The sequence below is a fragment of the Burkholderia sp. 9777_1386 genome (assembly GCF_015712265.1).
Classification (GTDB): Bacteria; Pseudomonadota; Gammaproteobacteria; order Burkholderiales; family Burkholderiaceae; genus Burkholderia; species Burkholderia cenocepacia.
In genome coordinates this window covers 156,026-170,902 of record NZ_JACCQB010000010.1, presented here as the reverse complement: position 1 = coordinate 170,902, position 14,877 = coordinate 156,026, and the positions used below count along the sequence as shown (strand labels likewise).

Here is a 14,877-nt window from a genome sequence, read left to right as displayed (position 1 = left end):
CTCACCCGCCGCTCGCTGCGAATCTGGCGCCAATATGGTGTTTTCTGGCTCGGGCCGGAGGCAAAGAATGAATTATAAAAAGAACCGGATGCCAGCGGGGACGACAAACGCCCGCAAGGCGCGACAAAAATTCACAAAAGAGATGCAATTTGTTGCAAATGTAATGTTGACGTAATGTATGCGCACCGCAACCGTCGTTAGCATGCCGAATGGCCAGTCAGGAATACCCGCACATCGTGAAACGCATTCTTATCGTAAAAGTGACGTCGCTCGGCGACGTCGTCGAGACGCTGCCCGTCGTCGCCGACCTGCATCGCGCCTTTCCCGGCGTGTCGGTCGACTGGGCCGTGGACGAATCGTGTGCGGAGATCGTGCGCTGGCATCCGGGAGTGAGCACCGTCCTGTGCGCGCCGCTGCGCCGCTTCAAGAAAATGCGTAACGCCGGCGACCTGAAGGCGATCTCGGCCTCGATCGGTGCGCTGCGTGCGCACCGCTACGACGCGGTCATCGATCTGCACGGCGTCTACAAGAGCGCGATCATTGCGGCGCTGGCGCGCGCCGGGCGCCGCGTCGGTTACCGGACCCCGGATCTTGGCGAGACAGGGGCGCGTTTCGCGTATTCGCATCGTTTTGGCCCGAAGCCTGCATGCGATGCGTGGCACGGCATGCGCATTAGCGCGGGCGAAGCGCTCGGCTATGCGCCCGAGGGTATCGCCTCGTACGGGATCGAACCGCCCGACGTCACGTTGCCGCCCGCAGTTACCGAGGGTGCGCCGTTCATGCTGCTGTTCCACGCGACGTCGAATTCCGACAAGAAATGGCCGACCGGCCATTGGGTTGAACTGGCTACCCGGATGATGGCGCGCGGCTTGCGCGTGCTGCTGCCATGGGGCTCGTCGTCCGAGCATCGCGACGCGCAGGAGATCGCGATGCAGGCGCCTGGCGCGGTCGTGCTGCCGGCCATGTCGCTGGGCGAACTCGCCGCGACGATGAGCCGGGCGGCGCTGGTCATCGGTGTTGATACGGGGATGGTGCATCTGTCGCACGCGCTGCGGCGTCCGACGGTGATGATTTTCGTGGCCACCTCGCGCGCCCACTTCGGCATCGGCGGCGCACCGCACGCGCTGTCGATCGGTGAGTCCGGCGCCGCGCCGAGCGTGGACGACGCGATGAAGGCAATCGATACCGTGGGACCGGTCTACGACGTGTTGCCGGTGCGGGCGGTAGCCTGACGGCTGCCGGGCGGAGTTACGCCAGCAGCGCCTCGACCGTGACGACGGCGGCGATCGCCGCGAGATTCGCCAGCAGCGCCTCGAACACGAGGCCGCGCCAGGTCTTTGGCCGGAACCGCAGCGCGAGCAGCAACGCGCCACCCAGCGCGAGCGCGAGGATCAGGACGAGGTCGGCATTGGCCAGGCGGATATTCATCGCGGCGGCTCCTTGTCGGGGCGGGACCGGGCGCGCGACGACGCGCCCAGGATCGAGTATAGGCATCGCCCGCCGCCCTGCAACCCGGATCGCCCCGGAGGGTCAGACGAGCGACGCGTCGCGCGTTTCGCGCATCAGCAGTACGCCGATCAGGCTGATCGCCGCCGCGACCGACACGTAACCGCCGACCCACGACAGGCCGCCGCGCGCAGCCAGCAGTTGCGCGATATACGGTGCGATCGACGCGCCGAGAATCCCGCCGAGGTTGTACGCGACGCCCGCGCCCGTATAGCGGACGTTGGTCGGGAACAGTTCCGGCAGCAGCGCGCCCATCGGTGCGAACGTCACGCCCATCAGGAACAGCTCGATCGTCAGGAACAGCGCGACGAGCGGCATCGACCCGCTGCCGAGCAGCGGCTCCATCGCGAAACCCGACAGCAGTGCGGCGATCGCGCCGACGACCAGTACCGGCTTGCGGCCGAAGCGGTCCGACGCCCATGCGGACAGCGGCGTCGCGAGCCCCATGAAGACGACCGCGAAACACAGCAGGCCGAGGAAGCTCTGGCGCGGAATATGCAGCGCCGACACGCCGTACGACAGCGAGAACACCGTCGAGATGTAGAACAGCGTGTAGCAGACGACCATCGCGAGCGCACCGAGCAGCGTCGGCTGCCAGTGCTGCGTGACGAGCGTCGCGACCGGCACGCGCACGCGCTCGTTGCGCTCGAGGGCCGCCTGGAACGCGGGCGTTTCGGTGATCTTGAGCCGCACGTACAGCCCGAGCGCGACGAGCACCGCGCTGACGAGGAACGGAATGCGCCAGCCCCAGCTGCGGAACTGCTCGTCGGACAGCGACAGCGCGAGCGCGAAGAACAGGCCGTTCGACATCAGGAAGCCGACCGACGGCCCCAGTTGCGGGAACATCCCGAACCAGCCGCGCTTGCCCTGCGGCGCATGCTCGGTCGCGAGCAGCGCCGCGCCGCCCCATTCGCCGCCCAGGCCGATCCCCTGACCGAAGCGCAGCACGCACAGCAGCACCGGCGCGAGCGCGCCGATCGCGTCGTAGCCGGGCACGAAGCCGATTGCGGTGGTGGACACGCCCATCACGAGCAGCGATGCGACGAGCGTCGACTTGCGGCCGATACGGTCGCCGAAGTGCCCGAACAGGAACGAGCCGATCGGGCGTGCGATGAACGCGATGCCGAACGTGACGAATGCGGACAGCGCCTGCGCCGTCGCGGAGCCGTGCGGGAAGAACACGGGGCCGATGACGAGCGCGGCGGCCGTCGCGTACACGTAGAAGTCGTAGAACTCGATCGCGGTGCCGATGAAGCTCGCGAACACGATGCGCCGGTGGCTGACGGCGCCGGCCGAACCGGTTGCGTGTGCAACGGCCGGGGGGGATGCGGACATGGATGTCTCCGTTTTGTCGTTGGGGCGGTCGGCTGAGCGTGCGCTCGGGCAGGCGACGACCTGCCGGGCGCAGCCGAGCAGAGGATGATGCGGATGACGCGGTGGCGGCGTGGACGCGCGCCGTGGCGCGGACGTCACCCGCCGGTCGACGATGGAGACGGGTACGTCGCCGCCGCCCGGTGCCGGCGTGGTCGGCTCGCTTGCCGGGTGGGGCGCGCGAACGCACGCGCGGCGTGATGGCCGCGCGAGTGCGGAAAATTATAGCCAGCGCCGCCGCTCACCGGCAATCGGGCTGCGGCGGCGCGTCAATCGATCGATTGCGCCTGCGCGGAGGCGGTGCTTTGCAGCTGGAAGTGGCCGTCGTCGTTGAAGAGCCAGCCTTCCATCAGTTCGAGCCGACCGTTGCCGTCGAGCAGCCGCGACGGCGGGGCCGGCAGCGGTGCCGAGCGGCGCAGCGACGCGAGCGCGAGCGCTTCCGCTTCGCTGTCGCCGTTGCTGCGGTAGACGGATGCGTTCACCACGCGGCCGCTCCCATCGACGGTGAAGGCGACGACGACGAGCGAACGCAGCATGGCCTGCGGTGTGCCGTGCAGCATGCCGGACGGATTGCGTTCGGCGACACGATGGGCAACCTCGACGCGATACTGGTCGAGGCTGCCGCTGCGGGTGACCGACGGAATCGTCAGGACCGAGCGTAGCGACGAGGGCGGCGTGATCGTGCACGCGGCAAGCAGGGCGACGACGGCCAGCGTCGCAACACGAAGCCGCGCGACGCGCGGACGGAGAAGGGGGCGCATGAGGTGATGGCCAGGAGGGACGATAAAAAAATGATAGGCGTACCGGTGCGCGGCGATATGGGGAGAAACGCATAGCGCGCGGGACCGGTCGCTGCTATCGCTGATGATGACGGCCGGGTGCCGCGTCGTACCTTGCACATCGCGATGTGACGCGACAGGTGACAGCGTGCGCGGTGGACGCGCCTGTTGGAAGATTGAAAGCGATGGCGTGCAGCGTTCGTCCGGCCGGGCGACGCGGTCATCTGATGCGGCAACCTCGGCTTGCCGCGCGCACGCTGGCAAGCGATGCCGGCCGGCTCAGAAGCCGTGCGTGACGAGCGACAGTACCGACAGGTCGGGATGCGTGCCGTCGATGATGCTCTTGCCGATGTGCACGGCTTCGCGGGTGGCCTCGTCGAGGCTCGCGAAGCTTTCCTCGCCGTCCGCGTGGAACGGCACCGCATGGCCGGGCAGCGCGGGATTCACGCCCGGATGGCACACGTAGCCGGTGTAGGTATAGCGCGTGTCGCTGCCGGGCATCGCGGCCGGCACGACATGGATCTCGAAGCCTTCGTAATCGACGGGTTCCGTCGCGCTCGACAGGTCGGTCATGGCGATCTCCGTGTGCCGCGCGCAGGGTGACGCGTGCGGCATCGAATACGCGGCGGCGTTCGTGTCGCCGTGTTGAACGAATTCTAGGCGATGGCGGGGCGGGCCGGGAGGCGTCCGGCGCGGTGCGACGCAACGACGGGCCGCTGCCGGGCCCGTGGCTCAGATGCCGCGCGAGGTTCGGCACGAACGCGCGTGCAGCTCCGATGGACGGGTTCGCGCGCCGCGCTGCGTCATTGTTTGCAGCGCGCGTTCTTGCGCTGCACGACGATGATCACCGGGTATTTCTGGCCATGATCGAGCTCCACGCGCGCCACGACGGTCAGCGTCGCGGGATCGGAATCGTCGTACACGCTGACCTGTTCGTTGCGCAGATAGGTCACGCCGGTGCAGTTCGACGTGCGTCCGTCGTCGCCGACCTTGCACTGGAGGTCGTTGTCCTTCAGGTAGTTGTAGGGCGACGGGCTCGCGAGGTATTCGCTCAGGCCGCGCGGCGAGCCGCCGACGCCGGTCACGTACGCGATCGCGCACGACGCCTGCGCGTCGCTGCCGGAGGCGGTGTCGGCCGCTGCATGCATGCTGGCGGCGGCCAGCACGGCGACGAGCGACGAGACGAGGAAGGGCTTCATGACGTGGATTTCCCGTTTCGCGAATCGGAGCGCCGGATTGTAACGGCATCCGGCGGGGCGCGTCGGGAAGTGCGGGGCGCACGCGCGCGGACAAACAAAAACCCCGTCATTCTGCGAATGGACGGGGTTCGGCGAACTTCCTGGCGGAAGCGGTGAGATTCGAACTCACGGACAGTTTCCCGTCGCTGGTTTTCAAGACCAGTGCCTTAAACCGCTCGGCCACGCTTCCACACGAGGCGGCATTGTAACCGAAATGCCGCCTCGTTCATGCGTTCAGTCGTCGCGCAGGAACAATTCCTGCAGGTCGTTGAGGAAACGCTGGCCAAGCGGCGTCGGCGCGATTTGCGTGAAATCGCGCGTGATCAGTCCGCGCCGCTCCGCTTCCTTCAGCGCCGGCTCGATCGTGCTCATCGGCAGGCCGGTGCGTTCCGCGAAGCTGTGCACGGGGAAGCCCTCGACGAGCCGCAGCGTGTTCAGCATGAATTCGAACGGCAGGTCGCGCGCGCCGACTTCGCGCTCTTCCTGCACGGCCGCGCCGGCCTTCGCCTGCTCGATGAAGGTCGCCGGATGCTTGTAGCGTGCCTGCCGCAGGATCCGGTTCGGGAACGACAGCTTCGTATGGGCGCCCGCGCCGATGCCGAGATAGTCGCCGAAGCGCCAGTAGTTCAGGTTGTGCTTGCACTGATGATTCGGCTTCGCGTACGCGGACACTTCGTAGCGCCCGTAGCCGGCTTCGGCCGTGCGCGCATGGATCCATTCCTGCATGTCGGCCGACGCGTCGTCGTCGGGGACCACCGGCGGGAACTTCGAGAACAGCGTATTCGGCTCGAGCGTCAGGTGATACAGCGACAGGTGCGGCGGCGCGAACGACAGCGCGGTCTCGATGTCGGTGCGGCATTCGTCGAGCGTCTGGTTCGGCAATGCGAACATCAGGTCGAGGTTGAAGTTGTCGAAGTTCTTCGCGGCGATCTCGACGGCCGCGCGTGCCTGCGCGGTGTCGTGAATCCGGCCGAGCGCCTTCAAATGCCCCTCGTTGAAGCTCTGGATGCCGACCGACAGGCGGTTCACGCCGCTTGCGCGGAACTGCGCGAACTTCGCGGCTTCGAATGTGCCCGGATTCGCCTCGAGCGTGATCTCGGCATCGGCGTCGAGCGGCAAGAGCGCGCGCACGTCGGACAGCATCCGGTCGAGACCGGCCGCCGACAGCAGGCTCGGCGTGCCGCCGCCGATGAACACGGTATGCACCTGCCGGCCCCACACGAGCGGCAGCGCCTGCTCGAGATCGGCGCGCAACGCGTCGAGATACTCGGTTTCCGGAAACCGCTCGCCTTTCCATTCGTGCGAGTTGAAATCGCAGTACGGGCACTTGCGCACGCACCACGGGAAATGCACGTACAGCGCGAGCGGTGGCAGCGACGTAAGGCGCACCTGGCCGGGCGACGTGAAGGTCGCGACGACGCGCGCGCCGGTTTCCGCAGCCTGGCTCATGCGGCCTCCCGCAGCGAATGGGTGTCGGGTACGGTCATGCTTCCTCCGCGAGCCGCGCGAGCAACGCCTTCAGCGCCAGCGCGCGATGGCTGTGCGTGTTCTTCACGGTGGGTTCGAGTTCGGCGGCCGTCGCGCCGAGCGACGGCAGGTAGAAATACGGGTCGTAGCCGAATCCGTGTTCGCCGCGCGGCGTGTCGACGATCTCGCCGGCCCAGCGACCTTCGGCGAACAGCGGCTCCGGGTCGTCCGCATGGCGGACGAGCGCGAGCACGCAACAGTAGTATGCGCGCCGGTCGTCGATGCCGCGCAGTTGCTCGACGAGATACGCGTTGTTCGCCGCGTCGCCCTTGTCGCGGCCCGCGCGCTGCGCGTAGCGGGCCGAATAGACGCCCGGCGCGCCGCGCAGCACGCGCACGCACAGGCCCGAATCGTCGGCGATCGCCGGCAGCCCGGTGAGCCGCGACGCGTGACGCGCCTTGGTCAGCGCGTTCTCGATGAACGTGCCGAACGGCTCTTCCGCCTCGGGCACCGCGAGGTCGCCCTGCGGGACGATCTCGATGCCGACCGTCGAGAACAGCGCGGTGAATTCGCGCAGCTTGCCCGGGTTGTTCGACGCGAGAACGATGCGCGACAGCGGCGCGACGGTGCGGTCGTCAGGCATGGCTCGCACCTAGGACGTCTTTCTGCAACCGCACGAGCTCGGCGATCCCGCCCTGCGCGAGGTCGAGCAGCGCATTCATCTCGGCGCGCGAGAACGGCACGCCTTCGGCCGTGCCCTGGACTTCGACGAAGCCGCCCGCGCCCGTCATCACGACGTTCATGTCGGTGTCGCAGCGCGAATCTTCCGCGTAGTCGAGGTCGAGCACCGGTGCGCCTTCGTACACGCCGACCGAAATCGCGGCGACGTGATCGGTGATCGGCGAGCGCGTGAGCTTGCCGGCCGCGATCAGCGTCGACACGGCGTCGTGCGCGGCGACGAACGCGCCGGTGATGCTGGCCGTGCGCGTGCCACCGTCGGCCTGGATCACGTCGCAGTCGATGTGGATGGTGCGCGGGCCGAGCGCCTCGAGATCGAACACCGCGCGCAGCGCGCGGCCGATCAGGCGCTGAATTTCCTGGGTGCGGCCCGTCTGCTTGCCGCGCGCGGCTTCACGGTCGCTGCGCGTGTGGGTCGCGCGCGGCAGCATCCCGTATTCGGCGGTCAGCCAGCCTTGCCCGCGCTCGCGCAGGAATTCGGGCACGCGCTCGGCGACGCTCGCGGTGCAGAGCACCTTGGTGTCGCCGAATTCGACCAGCACGGAGCCTTCGGCGTGTTTCGTGTAGTGGCGCGTGAGGGCGACCTTGCGCAGTTCGTCGGCGCGGCGGCCTCTCGGGCGGGAAACGGAAGACGTCATGGGGAAATCGCGGAAGGAGAGGAAACCCCGATTTTAGCGCCGAACGGCGGGCGCGCCCGGCGGGGTGGTCCGCAAAAATGGGATAATGCGCGCTTGCCGCCCCGCGCTTTCCGATGCGCCGGGCGCCTCGACATATCCCCCCGCCCGCGAGGGCACCAGACGGCGAGACGAACCATGATCTACAGCATGACGGGCTACGCGAGCGCCACGCGCGAACTCGTGACGGCCACCGGCAACGGCGGCACCAGCGTGTCGGTCGAACTGCGCACCGTGAACTCGCGCTTCCTCGATCTCAATTTCCGGATGCCGGACGACGTGCGCGCGTGCGAACCCGCGCTGCGCGAAATGCTGATGAACAAGCTGTCGCGCGGCAAGGTCGACGTGCGCATCAACCTGCAGCGCGGCGAGCAGAGCATCGGCGCGGGCGCGCTGAACCAGTCGGCGCTCGGCCAGCTTGCCGAGCTCGAGCGCGCGGTGCTCGATTCGTTCCCGGGCGTCGGCCGCCTGCGCGCGGGCGAAATCCTGCGCTGGCCCGGCGTGCTCGCCGAGAGCGGCGTGTCCGCGGAAGCGATCCGCGACGCGGTGCTCGCCTGCGGCAAGGAAGCGATCGGCGAGCTCGTCGTCGTGCGTTCGCGCGAAGGCGCGCAACTGGCGACGATGCTGCTGTCGAACGTTACCGAGATGGAGGCGATCGTCGCGCGCATCACGCCGCTCGTGCCGGAGCTGATCGCGAAGCACCAGCAGAAGATCGTCGAGCGGCTGCAGGAAGCGCTCGGCCTCGCGGCGCCGGAAGGCGGCTCGACGGTCGTCACGCGCGAGGAAGCCGCGGAGCGCATCCGTCAGGAAGTGACGATGTACGGGATCCGGATCGACATCGCGGAGGAGCTGTCGCGGCTCACCGCGCACCTGAACGAAACGCGTCACGTGATCGAGAAGGGCGGCCGCGTCGGCAAGCGTCTCGACTTCATGATGCAGGAACTGAATCGCGAAGCGAACACGCTCGGCTCGAAGGCGGCGGCGAAGGAACTCGCCGATGCGTCGATGGCGCTGAAGCTGCTGATCGAGCAGATGCGCGAGCAAGTGCAAAACCTGGAGTAACAGTAACATGACCGACCTTAACCGCGACGGCCACGCGTCGCATTCGCTGCATGGCGGCGTCTATCCCGGCAACCTGTTCATGGTCGTCGCGCCGTCGGGCGCCGGCAAGTCGACGCTCGTGAACGCGCTGCTGTCGAAGGACAGCGACATCTGCCTGTCGATCTCGTACACGACGCGCAAGCCGCGCCCGGGCGAGCAGGACGGCCAGCACTACCACTTCACGACCGTCGAGGATTTCCGCGCGCGTCACGCGGCGCACGAATTCCTCGAGAGCGCTGAAGTGCACGGCAACTACTACGGCACGTCGCGCGTCTGGATCGAAGAGCAGATGAAGAACGGTCACGACGTGCTGCTCGAAATCGACTGGCAGGGTGCGTTGCAGGTGAAGAAGCAGTTCCGCAACGCGGTCGGCATCTTCATCCTGCCGCCGTCGCTCGACGCCCTCGAGGAGCGCCTGAAGAAGCGCGGCCAGGATGAGCCGAACGTGATCACGCGACGCCTGCTGGCCGCCGGCAGCGAGATCGCGCACGCGTCGGAAGCGGAATACGTGGTGATCAACGAGAATTTCGAGCGTGCGCTCGCGGAACTCGAATGCATCGTCGCGGCGACGCGCCTGCGTTTTGCTTCGCAGTACGCGCGACACACGGAGCTGTTCATCGACCTCGGCGTCCATCTGCCCCACGCGGAATGACGCGGGGCACGAGGGACATAAGGTAGAATAAGGACTATATTCAGAAGGAATTGCCAACATGGCTCGCATTACCGTCGAAGACTGCCTGAAGCAAATCCCGAACCGCTTCGAACTGGCGCTCGCCGCCACCTATCGCGCGCGGCAGCTCGCGCAAGGCCATACGCCGAAAATCGAAAGCCGCGACAAGCCGACCGTCGTCGCGCTGCGCGAAATCGCTGCCGGCCAGGTCGGCGTCGAGATGCTGAAGAAGGTGCCGGTGTAACGCGCATCCGGCCCGTTCCAGCCATGTAGTCCACGCGCGCAACGACTCGACCTGGAGGCGAATATGAGCACCACCCCATCGTCCGCCTCCGCGGATTCGACCACCGAAGCCACGGCCCAGTCGCCTGCGCGCCAGTACATCGACGCGGTCCTCGAACAGTCCTTCCGGCATCTGTTCGGGCCGACCGCCACGCCGGAGCAGCCGCGCAAGCACGGCGTCGTTTCGATCGCGAAACTGACCGCCGCGCTTGCCGAGTATCTCGGTCCGGACGAAATCAAAGAGGTCAAGGCGGCGTTCCACTTCAGCGACGAAGCCCACCTCGGTCAATATCGCCAGAGCGGCGAGCCCTACATCACCCATCCCGTCGCCGTCGCGGAAATCTGCGCCGGCTGGAAGCTCGACGCGCAGGCCGTGATGGCCGCGTTGCTGCACGACGTGATGGAAGACCAGGGCGTGACCAAGAACGAGCTGGCCGAGCGATTCGGCCCGAAGGTCGCCGAGCTGGTCGACGGCCTGTCGAAGCTCGACAAGATGGAATTCCGCAGCCGCGAGGAAGCGCAGGCGGAAAACTTCCGCAAGATGCTGCTCGCGATGGCGCGCGACGTGCGCGTCATTCTCGTCAAGCTCGCCGATCGCCTGCACAACATGCGTACGCTCGGCGCGGTGCCGATGGAAAAGCGCCGCCGCGTCGCGCGGGAAACGCTCGACATCTACGCACCGATCGCGCACCGGCTCGGCTTGAACAACACGTATCGCGAGCTGCAGGACATGAGCTTCGCGAACTTCAACCCGCATCGCTACGCGACGCTCGAGAAAGCCGTGAAGGCCGCGCGCGGCAATCGCCGCGAAGTGATCAGCAAGATCCTCGAGGCCGCGCAGCGCGCGATGGCCGACGCGAAGATCGACGCTGAGATCACCGGCCGCGAGAAAACCATCTACAGCGTCTATCGCAAGATGCGCGACAAGCAGTTGTCGTTCTCGCAGGTGCTCGACGTGTACGGCTTCCGTGTCGTCGTCGACAGCCCGCTCGACTGCTACACGTGCATCGGCGCGCTGCATGCGCTGTACAAGCCGGTGCCCGGCAAGTTCAAGGATTACATCGCGATCCCGAAGATCAACGGCTATCAGTCGCTGCACACGACGCTCGTCGGCCCGTTCGGCGCGCCGATCGAGTTCCAGGTGCGTACGCGCAAGATGCACGAGATCGCCGAGGCGGGGGTCGCCGCGCACTGGCTGTACAAGAACGGCAGCGCGGATCTCAGCGACGTGCAGAAGCGCGCGCACCAGTGGCTGAAGTCGCTGCTCGACATCCAGAGCGAGGCCGGCGATTCGAGCGAGTTCCTCGAGCACGTGAAGATCGACCTGTTCCCCGATGCGGTCTACGTGTTCACGCCGAAGTCGAAGATCATGGCGCTGCCGCGCGGCGCGACGGCGCTCGATTTCGCGTATTCGATCCACAGCGATCTCGGCAACCAGTGCGTGGCCGTGAAGATCAACAACGAGCTGCTGCCGTTGCGCACCGAATTGAAGAGCGGCGACATCGTCGAGGTGATCACCGCGCCGTATTCGAAGCCGAACCCCGCGTGGCTGGGCTTCGTGCGTACCGGCAAGGCGCGCTCGGCGATCCGTCACTACCTGAAGACGATGCGCCTGAACGAGTCCGTGCAGCTGGGCGAGCGGCTCGTCGACCAGAGCCTGAAGGGCTATGGTCTCGCGCTGGCCGACGTCGAGCCGGAAGTGTGGGAGAAGCTCGTGCAGTGGACGGGCAACAAGAGCCGCCAGGAAATCTTCGCGGACATCGGTCTCGGCCGTCGCGTCGCCGCGGTGATGGCCAAGCGCATCGAGGTGCTGATGAGCGGCCGCGATGCGGACGACGATCTGCCGAAGTCCGAGCGGCATCCCGCGCATCATGCGCCGCCGGTCGTGATCACCGGCACCGAAGGGATGTCCGTGCAGTTGTCCGCATGCTGCCGGCCGATTCCGGGTGACGCGATCATGGGTTACATCGGCATCGGTCTGGGCATGGCGATTCATACGACGGATTGCCGGGTCGCGCAGCGCATCCATCGCCGCGATCCGGGCCGCTGGATCGACGTCGAATGGGCGCCGCAGCCGGGCCGTCTGTTCGATGTCGCGGTGAAGGCGCTCGTGAAGAATACGAAGGGCATCTTCGCGCGCGTCGCCGCGGACATCACGTCGGCCGACGCGAACATCGTCCATATCGCGATGGACGAGGATCTGACGCACGAATCGACGGTGCTGCGCTTCGTGATCCAGGTTAGCGACCGCGTGCACCTCGCGAACGTGATGCGGCGCGTGAGAACCAATCCGGACGTGATGCGGATCATGCGCGAGCGCTCGACCGACGATGGTGCGCATGCGCGCCATGACGGCGGGATGCGTATCGAGCGCGAGCGGCAGGATTACTGACGCTGACGCGCACCCTCGCGGGTGAATGCGTTGATCGACGGACGGCGGCCGATGGCCGCCGTTTTCATTGGGGCCGGCGAAAGCGCGCGCGACGTTGCCGGCGCTTTGCCCAAGGCGTGCGGATGATGGCGCGAACGAAGGAGGGGGCGCAAAAAGAAAAAGGGCTTTCCCGGAGGAAAGCCCTTTTAAGGTGGCGCGGCTGGCAGGATTCGAACCCACGACCCCTTGGTTCGTAGCCAAGTACTCTATCCAACTGAGCTACAGCCGCACGCAAAACGGTACTGCTTCAACTGTCGGAACCTTCTGCGATGGGAAGGCCCCCAAAAAAGTGGCGCGGCTGGCAGGATTCGAACCCACGACCCCTTGGTTCGTAGCCAAGTACTCTATCCAACTGAGCTACAGCCGCACGCAACAACAAACTTCTACTGCTTCGAACTGAAAGGGCCTTCGGTTGGGAAGGCCCTCGAAAAAGTGGCGCGGCTGGCAGGATTCGAACCCACGACCCCTTGGTTCGTAGCCAAGTACTCTATCCAACTGAGCTACAGCCGCACGCAGAAGCGGAAGTATAGCAGAGTCGTATAAAAAGGGAAGCCTTATTCGCGAATTAGGGTGCATGACCTTGGCCGGCCCCCTTCGTGTACCCTTGGGGGGATCAGTCATCCACGTTGAATCTGCATCATGAACAAGGCGTTTGTCAAAGAGTCGGACGGTGACGACGACGATCTCGACCCGGCTCAACCCGCGATTCCGGCGGGCGCGAAGAACTACATCACGCCGGCCGGCCACAAGCGGCTGAGGGACGAGCTGCTGAACCTGATCGACGTCGAGCGTCCCGAAGTCGTGCGGCTCGTGTCGTGGGCCGCATCGAACGGTGACCGGTCGGAGAACGGTGACTACATCTACGGCAAGCGGCGGCTTCGCGAGATCGATCGCCGCATCCGCTTCCTGACGAAGCGGCTCGACCTCGCGGAAGTCGTCGACGCGAGCCGACAGGAGAATGTCGACCAGGTGTTTTTCGGCGCGACGGTCGATTACGAGACGCCGGACGGCGAGGATCATACGGTGACGATCGTCGGGATCGACGAGGTCGATCTCGACCGCGGCTGCGTCAGCTGGATTTCGCCGGTCGCGCGTGCGCTGATCAAGGCGAAGATCGGCGATACCGTCACGCTGATGACGCCGGCGGGCCCCCAGCCGATCGACATACTCGACGTCCGGTATCCGGCACGGGGCGACGCCTGAGCGTCGGCGGCGCGGCGCGGTAAAGAAAAAGCGCCCCGACGGGGCGCTTTTCCGTTCCGGTGTACGGTGCGGTGCCGGTTGCTCAGAAACGGTGACGCAGGCCGGCGGTCACGGCGATCTGCTTGTTGCTCGACGAAGCGCCACCGAGGCCATTGACATAGGCGCCGATGCCCAGGCCGTCCGTGCTGACGCGCTGATACACGCCTTGCACATACACGTCGGTCCGCTTGGACAGCGCATAGTCGGTCTGCAGGTTGAACTGATTCCAGCCCGGATGACGGCCGTCCAGGAAGCCCGCGGTGTACGTGTACGACCCGGCCAGCGACAACGCCGGCGTGAGCGCGTAGCGCGCGTTCACTTCGTAGTTGTTGAAGCGGGCAAACGTGCCGTTGAGACCCAGGCCGGTCGACACGCCCGACGCACCGGCAGAGATGCCGAGCGCCCGGTTCACGCGCGATTGCGTGAAGACGAAGCCGGCCGTTGCCGGACCGAACGTGTAGTTCAGGCCACCGCCGAACACGCGCTGACGCTTGCCGACGAACGTGTTGTCGCCTGCCACCGCGCCGGCGCCGTTGGTGACCGCGGCCGACGTGAGCCCCGAGATGTCGTTGTTCAACTGCAGATAGCCGGCGCCGATATTGAAGCCGGCGTAGGTGTACGACACCCCCGCGCTGTATGCACGGTTGTTCGAGAACTGGCTGCTGTTCGAGAAGCCGTACAACGCGCCGAACTTCAGCCCGCCGAAATTGACGCTCGTATATTTGACGGCGTTGTTGATCCGGAACGAATTGTTCAGGTTGTCGTTGTCGAACGGGTGGGCAAACTGGGTGCCGCCGAATTGCGTGCCGGTCAGCGACAGCGGGCCGATATAGTCGACGACGCTATCGTATTGGCGACCGAGGGTGATGGCGCCGAACTGCTCCTGCGACAGGCCGACGAATGCCTGGCGGCCGAACTCGCGGCCATTCTGGCCGAGCGTGCCGTTGGCGATGTTGAAGCCGTTTTCCAGCACGAAGATCGCTTTCAGGCCGCCGCCGAGATCTTCCGTGCCGCGCAGACCCCAGCGGCTCCCGTTGATCTGGCCGCTGCGTTCGGACCACGAGCTGTGGCCGCCCTGATTGTTCGTATAGGTGATGCCTGCGTCGATCAGGCCGTACAGCGTAACGCTGCTTTGAGCATGGGCTGCGGTAACGAATACACCCGACAACGCGGTGACGATCAGGGTTTTTTTCATGGATCTGTCTCCAAACAGGATGATGTCGATCGAACCTGCGGCGGACTGGCGGTGTTTTGCTTGACGCTGTAGCCGGTCCCGCAGAACGGCGGTGCGCTTATCAGAAAGCCATGTGCAGTGTACGGAGGGCGCGAAGCGGGGACGGCTCACACTTTAAGAAACAATGTATTTTGGAATCCGCAA

General features: G+C 66.0%; 15 protein-coding genes and 4 tRNA genes. 6 read left to right on the top strand and 13 right to left on the bottom strand.

Going from position 1 to position 14,877, the window contains the following annotated elements:
- Nucleotides 1–236 precede the first annotated feature (236 nt).
- The gene (gene waaC, locus H0X91_RS11290) at nucleotides 237–1,232 is read left to right on the top strand and encodes a lipopolysaccharide heptosyltransferase I (RefSeq protein WP_034201852.1); all 996 of its coding nucleotides are present in this window, start codon (nucleotides 237–239) and stop codon (nucleotides 1,230–1,232) included.
- 16 nt (nucleotides 1,233–1,248) lie between these two features.
- Here waaC and H0X91_RS11285 read toward each other — a convergent pair whose 3' ends face one another.
- From H0X91_RS11285 to rph, 9 genes are all read right to left on the bottom strand, one after another.
- The gene (locus H0X91_RS11285) at nucleotides 1,249–1,428 is read right to left on the bottom strand and encodes a hypothetical protein (RefSeq protein WP_006486620.1); all 180 of its coding nucleotides are present in this window, start codon (nucleotides 1,426–1,428) and stop codon (nucleotides 1,249–1,251) included.
- 102 nt (nucleotides 1,429–1,530) lie between these two features.
- Entirely contained in the window at nucleotides 1,531–2,841 is a 1,311-nt protein-coding gene (locus tag H0X91_RS11280) for an MFS transporter (RefSeq protein WP_006486616.1), read from the bottom strand.
- 305 nt (nucleotides 2,842–3,146) lie between these two features.
- Nucleotides 3,147–3,638, bottom strand: coding sequence for an energy transducer TonB family protein (locus H0X91_RS11275; RefSeq protein ID WP_006486614.1), 492 nt, complete (start codon nucleotides 3,636–3,638; stop codon nucleotides 3,147–3,149).
- Nucleotides 3,639–3,935: 297 nt separating this feature from the next.
- Nucleotides 3,936–4,229 carry a hypothetical protein gene (locus H0X91_RS11270; RefSeq protein ID WP_006486651.1) on the bottom strand — a complete coding sequence of 98 codons (294 nt, stop codon included), beginning with the start codon at nucleotides 4,227–4,229 and terminating at the stop codon, nucleotides 3,936–3,938.
- A gap of 230 nt (nucleotides 4,230–4,459) precedes the next feature.
- Nucleotides 4,460–4,855, bottom strand: coding sequence for a hypothetical protein (locus H0X91_RS11265; protein ID WP_006486642.1), 396 nt, complete (start codon nucleotides 4,853–4,855; stop codon nucleotides 4,460–4,462).
- A 141-nt stretch (nucleotides 4,856–4,996) separates the two neighbouring features.
- Nucleotides 4,997–5,084 (bottom strand) — tRNA-Ser (locus H0X91_RS11260).
- 44 nt (nucleotides 5,085–5,128) lie between these two features.
- A complete protein-coding gene (gene hemW / locus H0X91_RS11255) occupies nucleotides 5,129–6,343 on the bottom strand; it encodes a radical SAM family heme chaperone HemW (protein WP_196433042.1) in 1,215 nt (404 codons plus the stop codon).
- Between the two features lie 34 nt (nucleotides 6,344–6,377).
- Nucleotides 6,378–7,004 carry an RdgB/HAM1 family non-canonical purine NTP pyrophosphatase gene (rdgB, locus tag H0X91_RS11250; RefSeq protein ID WP_006486636.1) on the bottom strand — a complete coding sequence of 209 codons (627 nt, stop codon included), beginning with the start codon at nucleotides 7,002–7,004 and terminating at the stop codon, nucleotides 6,378–6,380.
- Entirely contained in the window at nucleotides 6,997–7,737 is a 741-nt protein-coding gene (rph, locus tag H0X91_RS11245) for a ribonuclease PH (protein WP_196433041.1), read from the bottom strand. Before rph ends, rdgB begins: the two co-directional genes overlap by 8 nt.
- A 174-nt stretch (nucleotides 7,738–7,911) precedes the next feature.
- Between rph and H0X91_RS11240 the strand changes: the two genes are divergently transcribed.
- The 4 genes from H0X91_RS11240 (at nucleotide 7,912) to H0X91_RS11225 (ending at nucleotide 12,218) form a co-directional block, all read left to right on the top strand.
- Nucleotides 7,912–8,835 (top strand): YicC/YloC family endoribonuclease, encoded by a 924-nt coding sequence (locus H0X91_RS11240; RefSeq protein ID WP_006486665.1) that lies wholly within the window; start codon nucleotides 7,912–7,914, stop codon nucleotides 8,833–8,835.
- A 7-nt stretch (nucleotides 8,836–8,842) separates the two neighbouring features.
- Entirely contained in the window at nucleotides 8,843–9,526 is a 684-nt protein-coding gene (gene gmk / locus H0X91_RS11235) for a guanylate kinase (protein ID WP_006486663.1), read from the top strand.
- A gap of 58 nt (nucleotides 9,527–9,584) precedes the next feature.
- Nucleotides 9,585–9,788, top strand: a complete 204-nt coding sequence (rpoZ, locus tag H0X91_RS11230) for a DNA-directed RNA polymerase subunit omega (protein ID WP_006025620.1) — start codon at nucleotides 9,585–9,587, stop codon at nucleotides 9,786–9,788.
- Between the two features lie 63 nt (nucleotides 9,789–9,851).
- Nucleotides 9,852–12,218 carry a RelA/SpoT family protein gene (locus tag H0X91_RS11225; RefSeq protein WP_006496576.1) on the top strand — a complete coding sequence of 789 codons (2,367 nt, stop codon included), beginning with the start codon at nucleotides 9,852–9,854 and terminating at the stop codon, nucleotides 12,216–12,218.
- Between the two features lie 191 nt (nucleotides 12,219–12,409).
- Here H0X91_RS11225 and H0X91_RS11220 read toward each other — a convergent pair.
- The 3 genes from H0X91_RS11220 to H0X91_RS11210 form a co-directional block, all read right to left on the bottom strand.
- A tRNA-Arg gene (locus tag H0X91_RS11220) sits at nucleotides 12,410–12,486 on the bottom strand.
- 61 nt (nucleotides 12,487–12,547) lie between these two features.
- A tRNA-Arg gene (locus tag H0X91_RS11215) sits at nucleotides 12,548–12,624 on the bottom strand.
- Nucleotides 12,625–12,690: 66 nt separating this feature from the next.
- A tRNA-Arg gene (locus tag H0X91_RS11210) sits at nucleotides 12,691–12,767 on the bottom strand.
- A gap of 129 nt (nucleotides 12,768–12,896) precedes the next feature.
- On the opposite strand from H0X91_RS11210, the gene greB reads away from it, so the two are divergent.
- The gene (greB, locus tag H0X91_RS11205) at nucleotides 12,897–13,460 is read left to right on the top strand and encodes a transcription elongation factor GreB (RefSeq protein WP_006486618.1); all 564 of its coding nucleotides are present in this window, start codon (nucleotides 12,897–12,899) and stop codon (nucleotides 13,458–13,460) included.
- An 82-nt stretch (nucleotides 13,461–13,542) separates the two neighbouring features.
- On the opposite strand, the gene H0X91_RS11200 is transcribed toward greB, so the two are convergent.
- Nucleotides 13,543–14,694 (bottom strand): porin, encoded by a 1,152-nt coding sequence (locus tag H0X91_RS11200; RefSeq protein ID WP_006486676.1) that lies wholly within the window; start codon nucleotides 14,692–14,694, stop codon nucleotides 13,543–13,545.
- Between the last annotated feature and the right edge of the window lie 183 nt (nucleotides 14,695–14,877).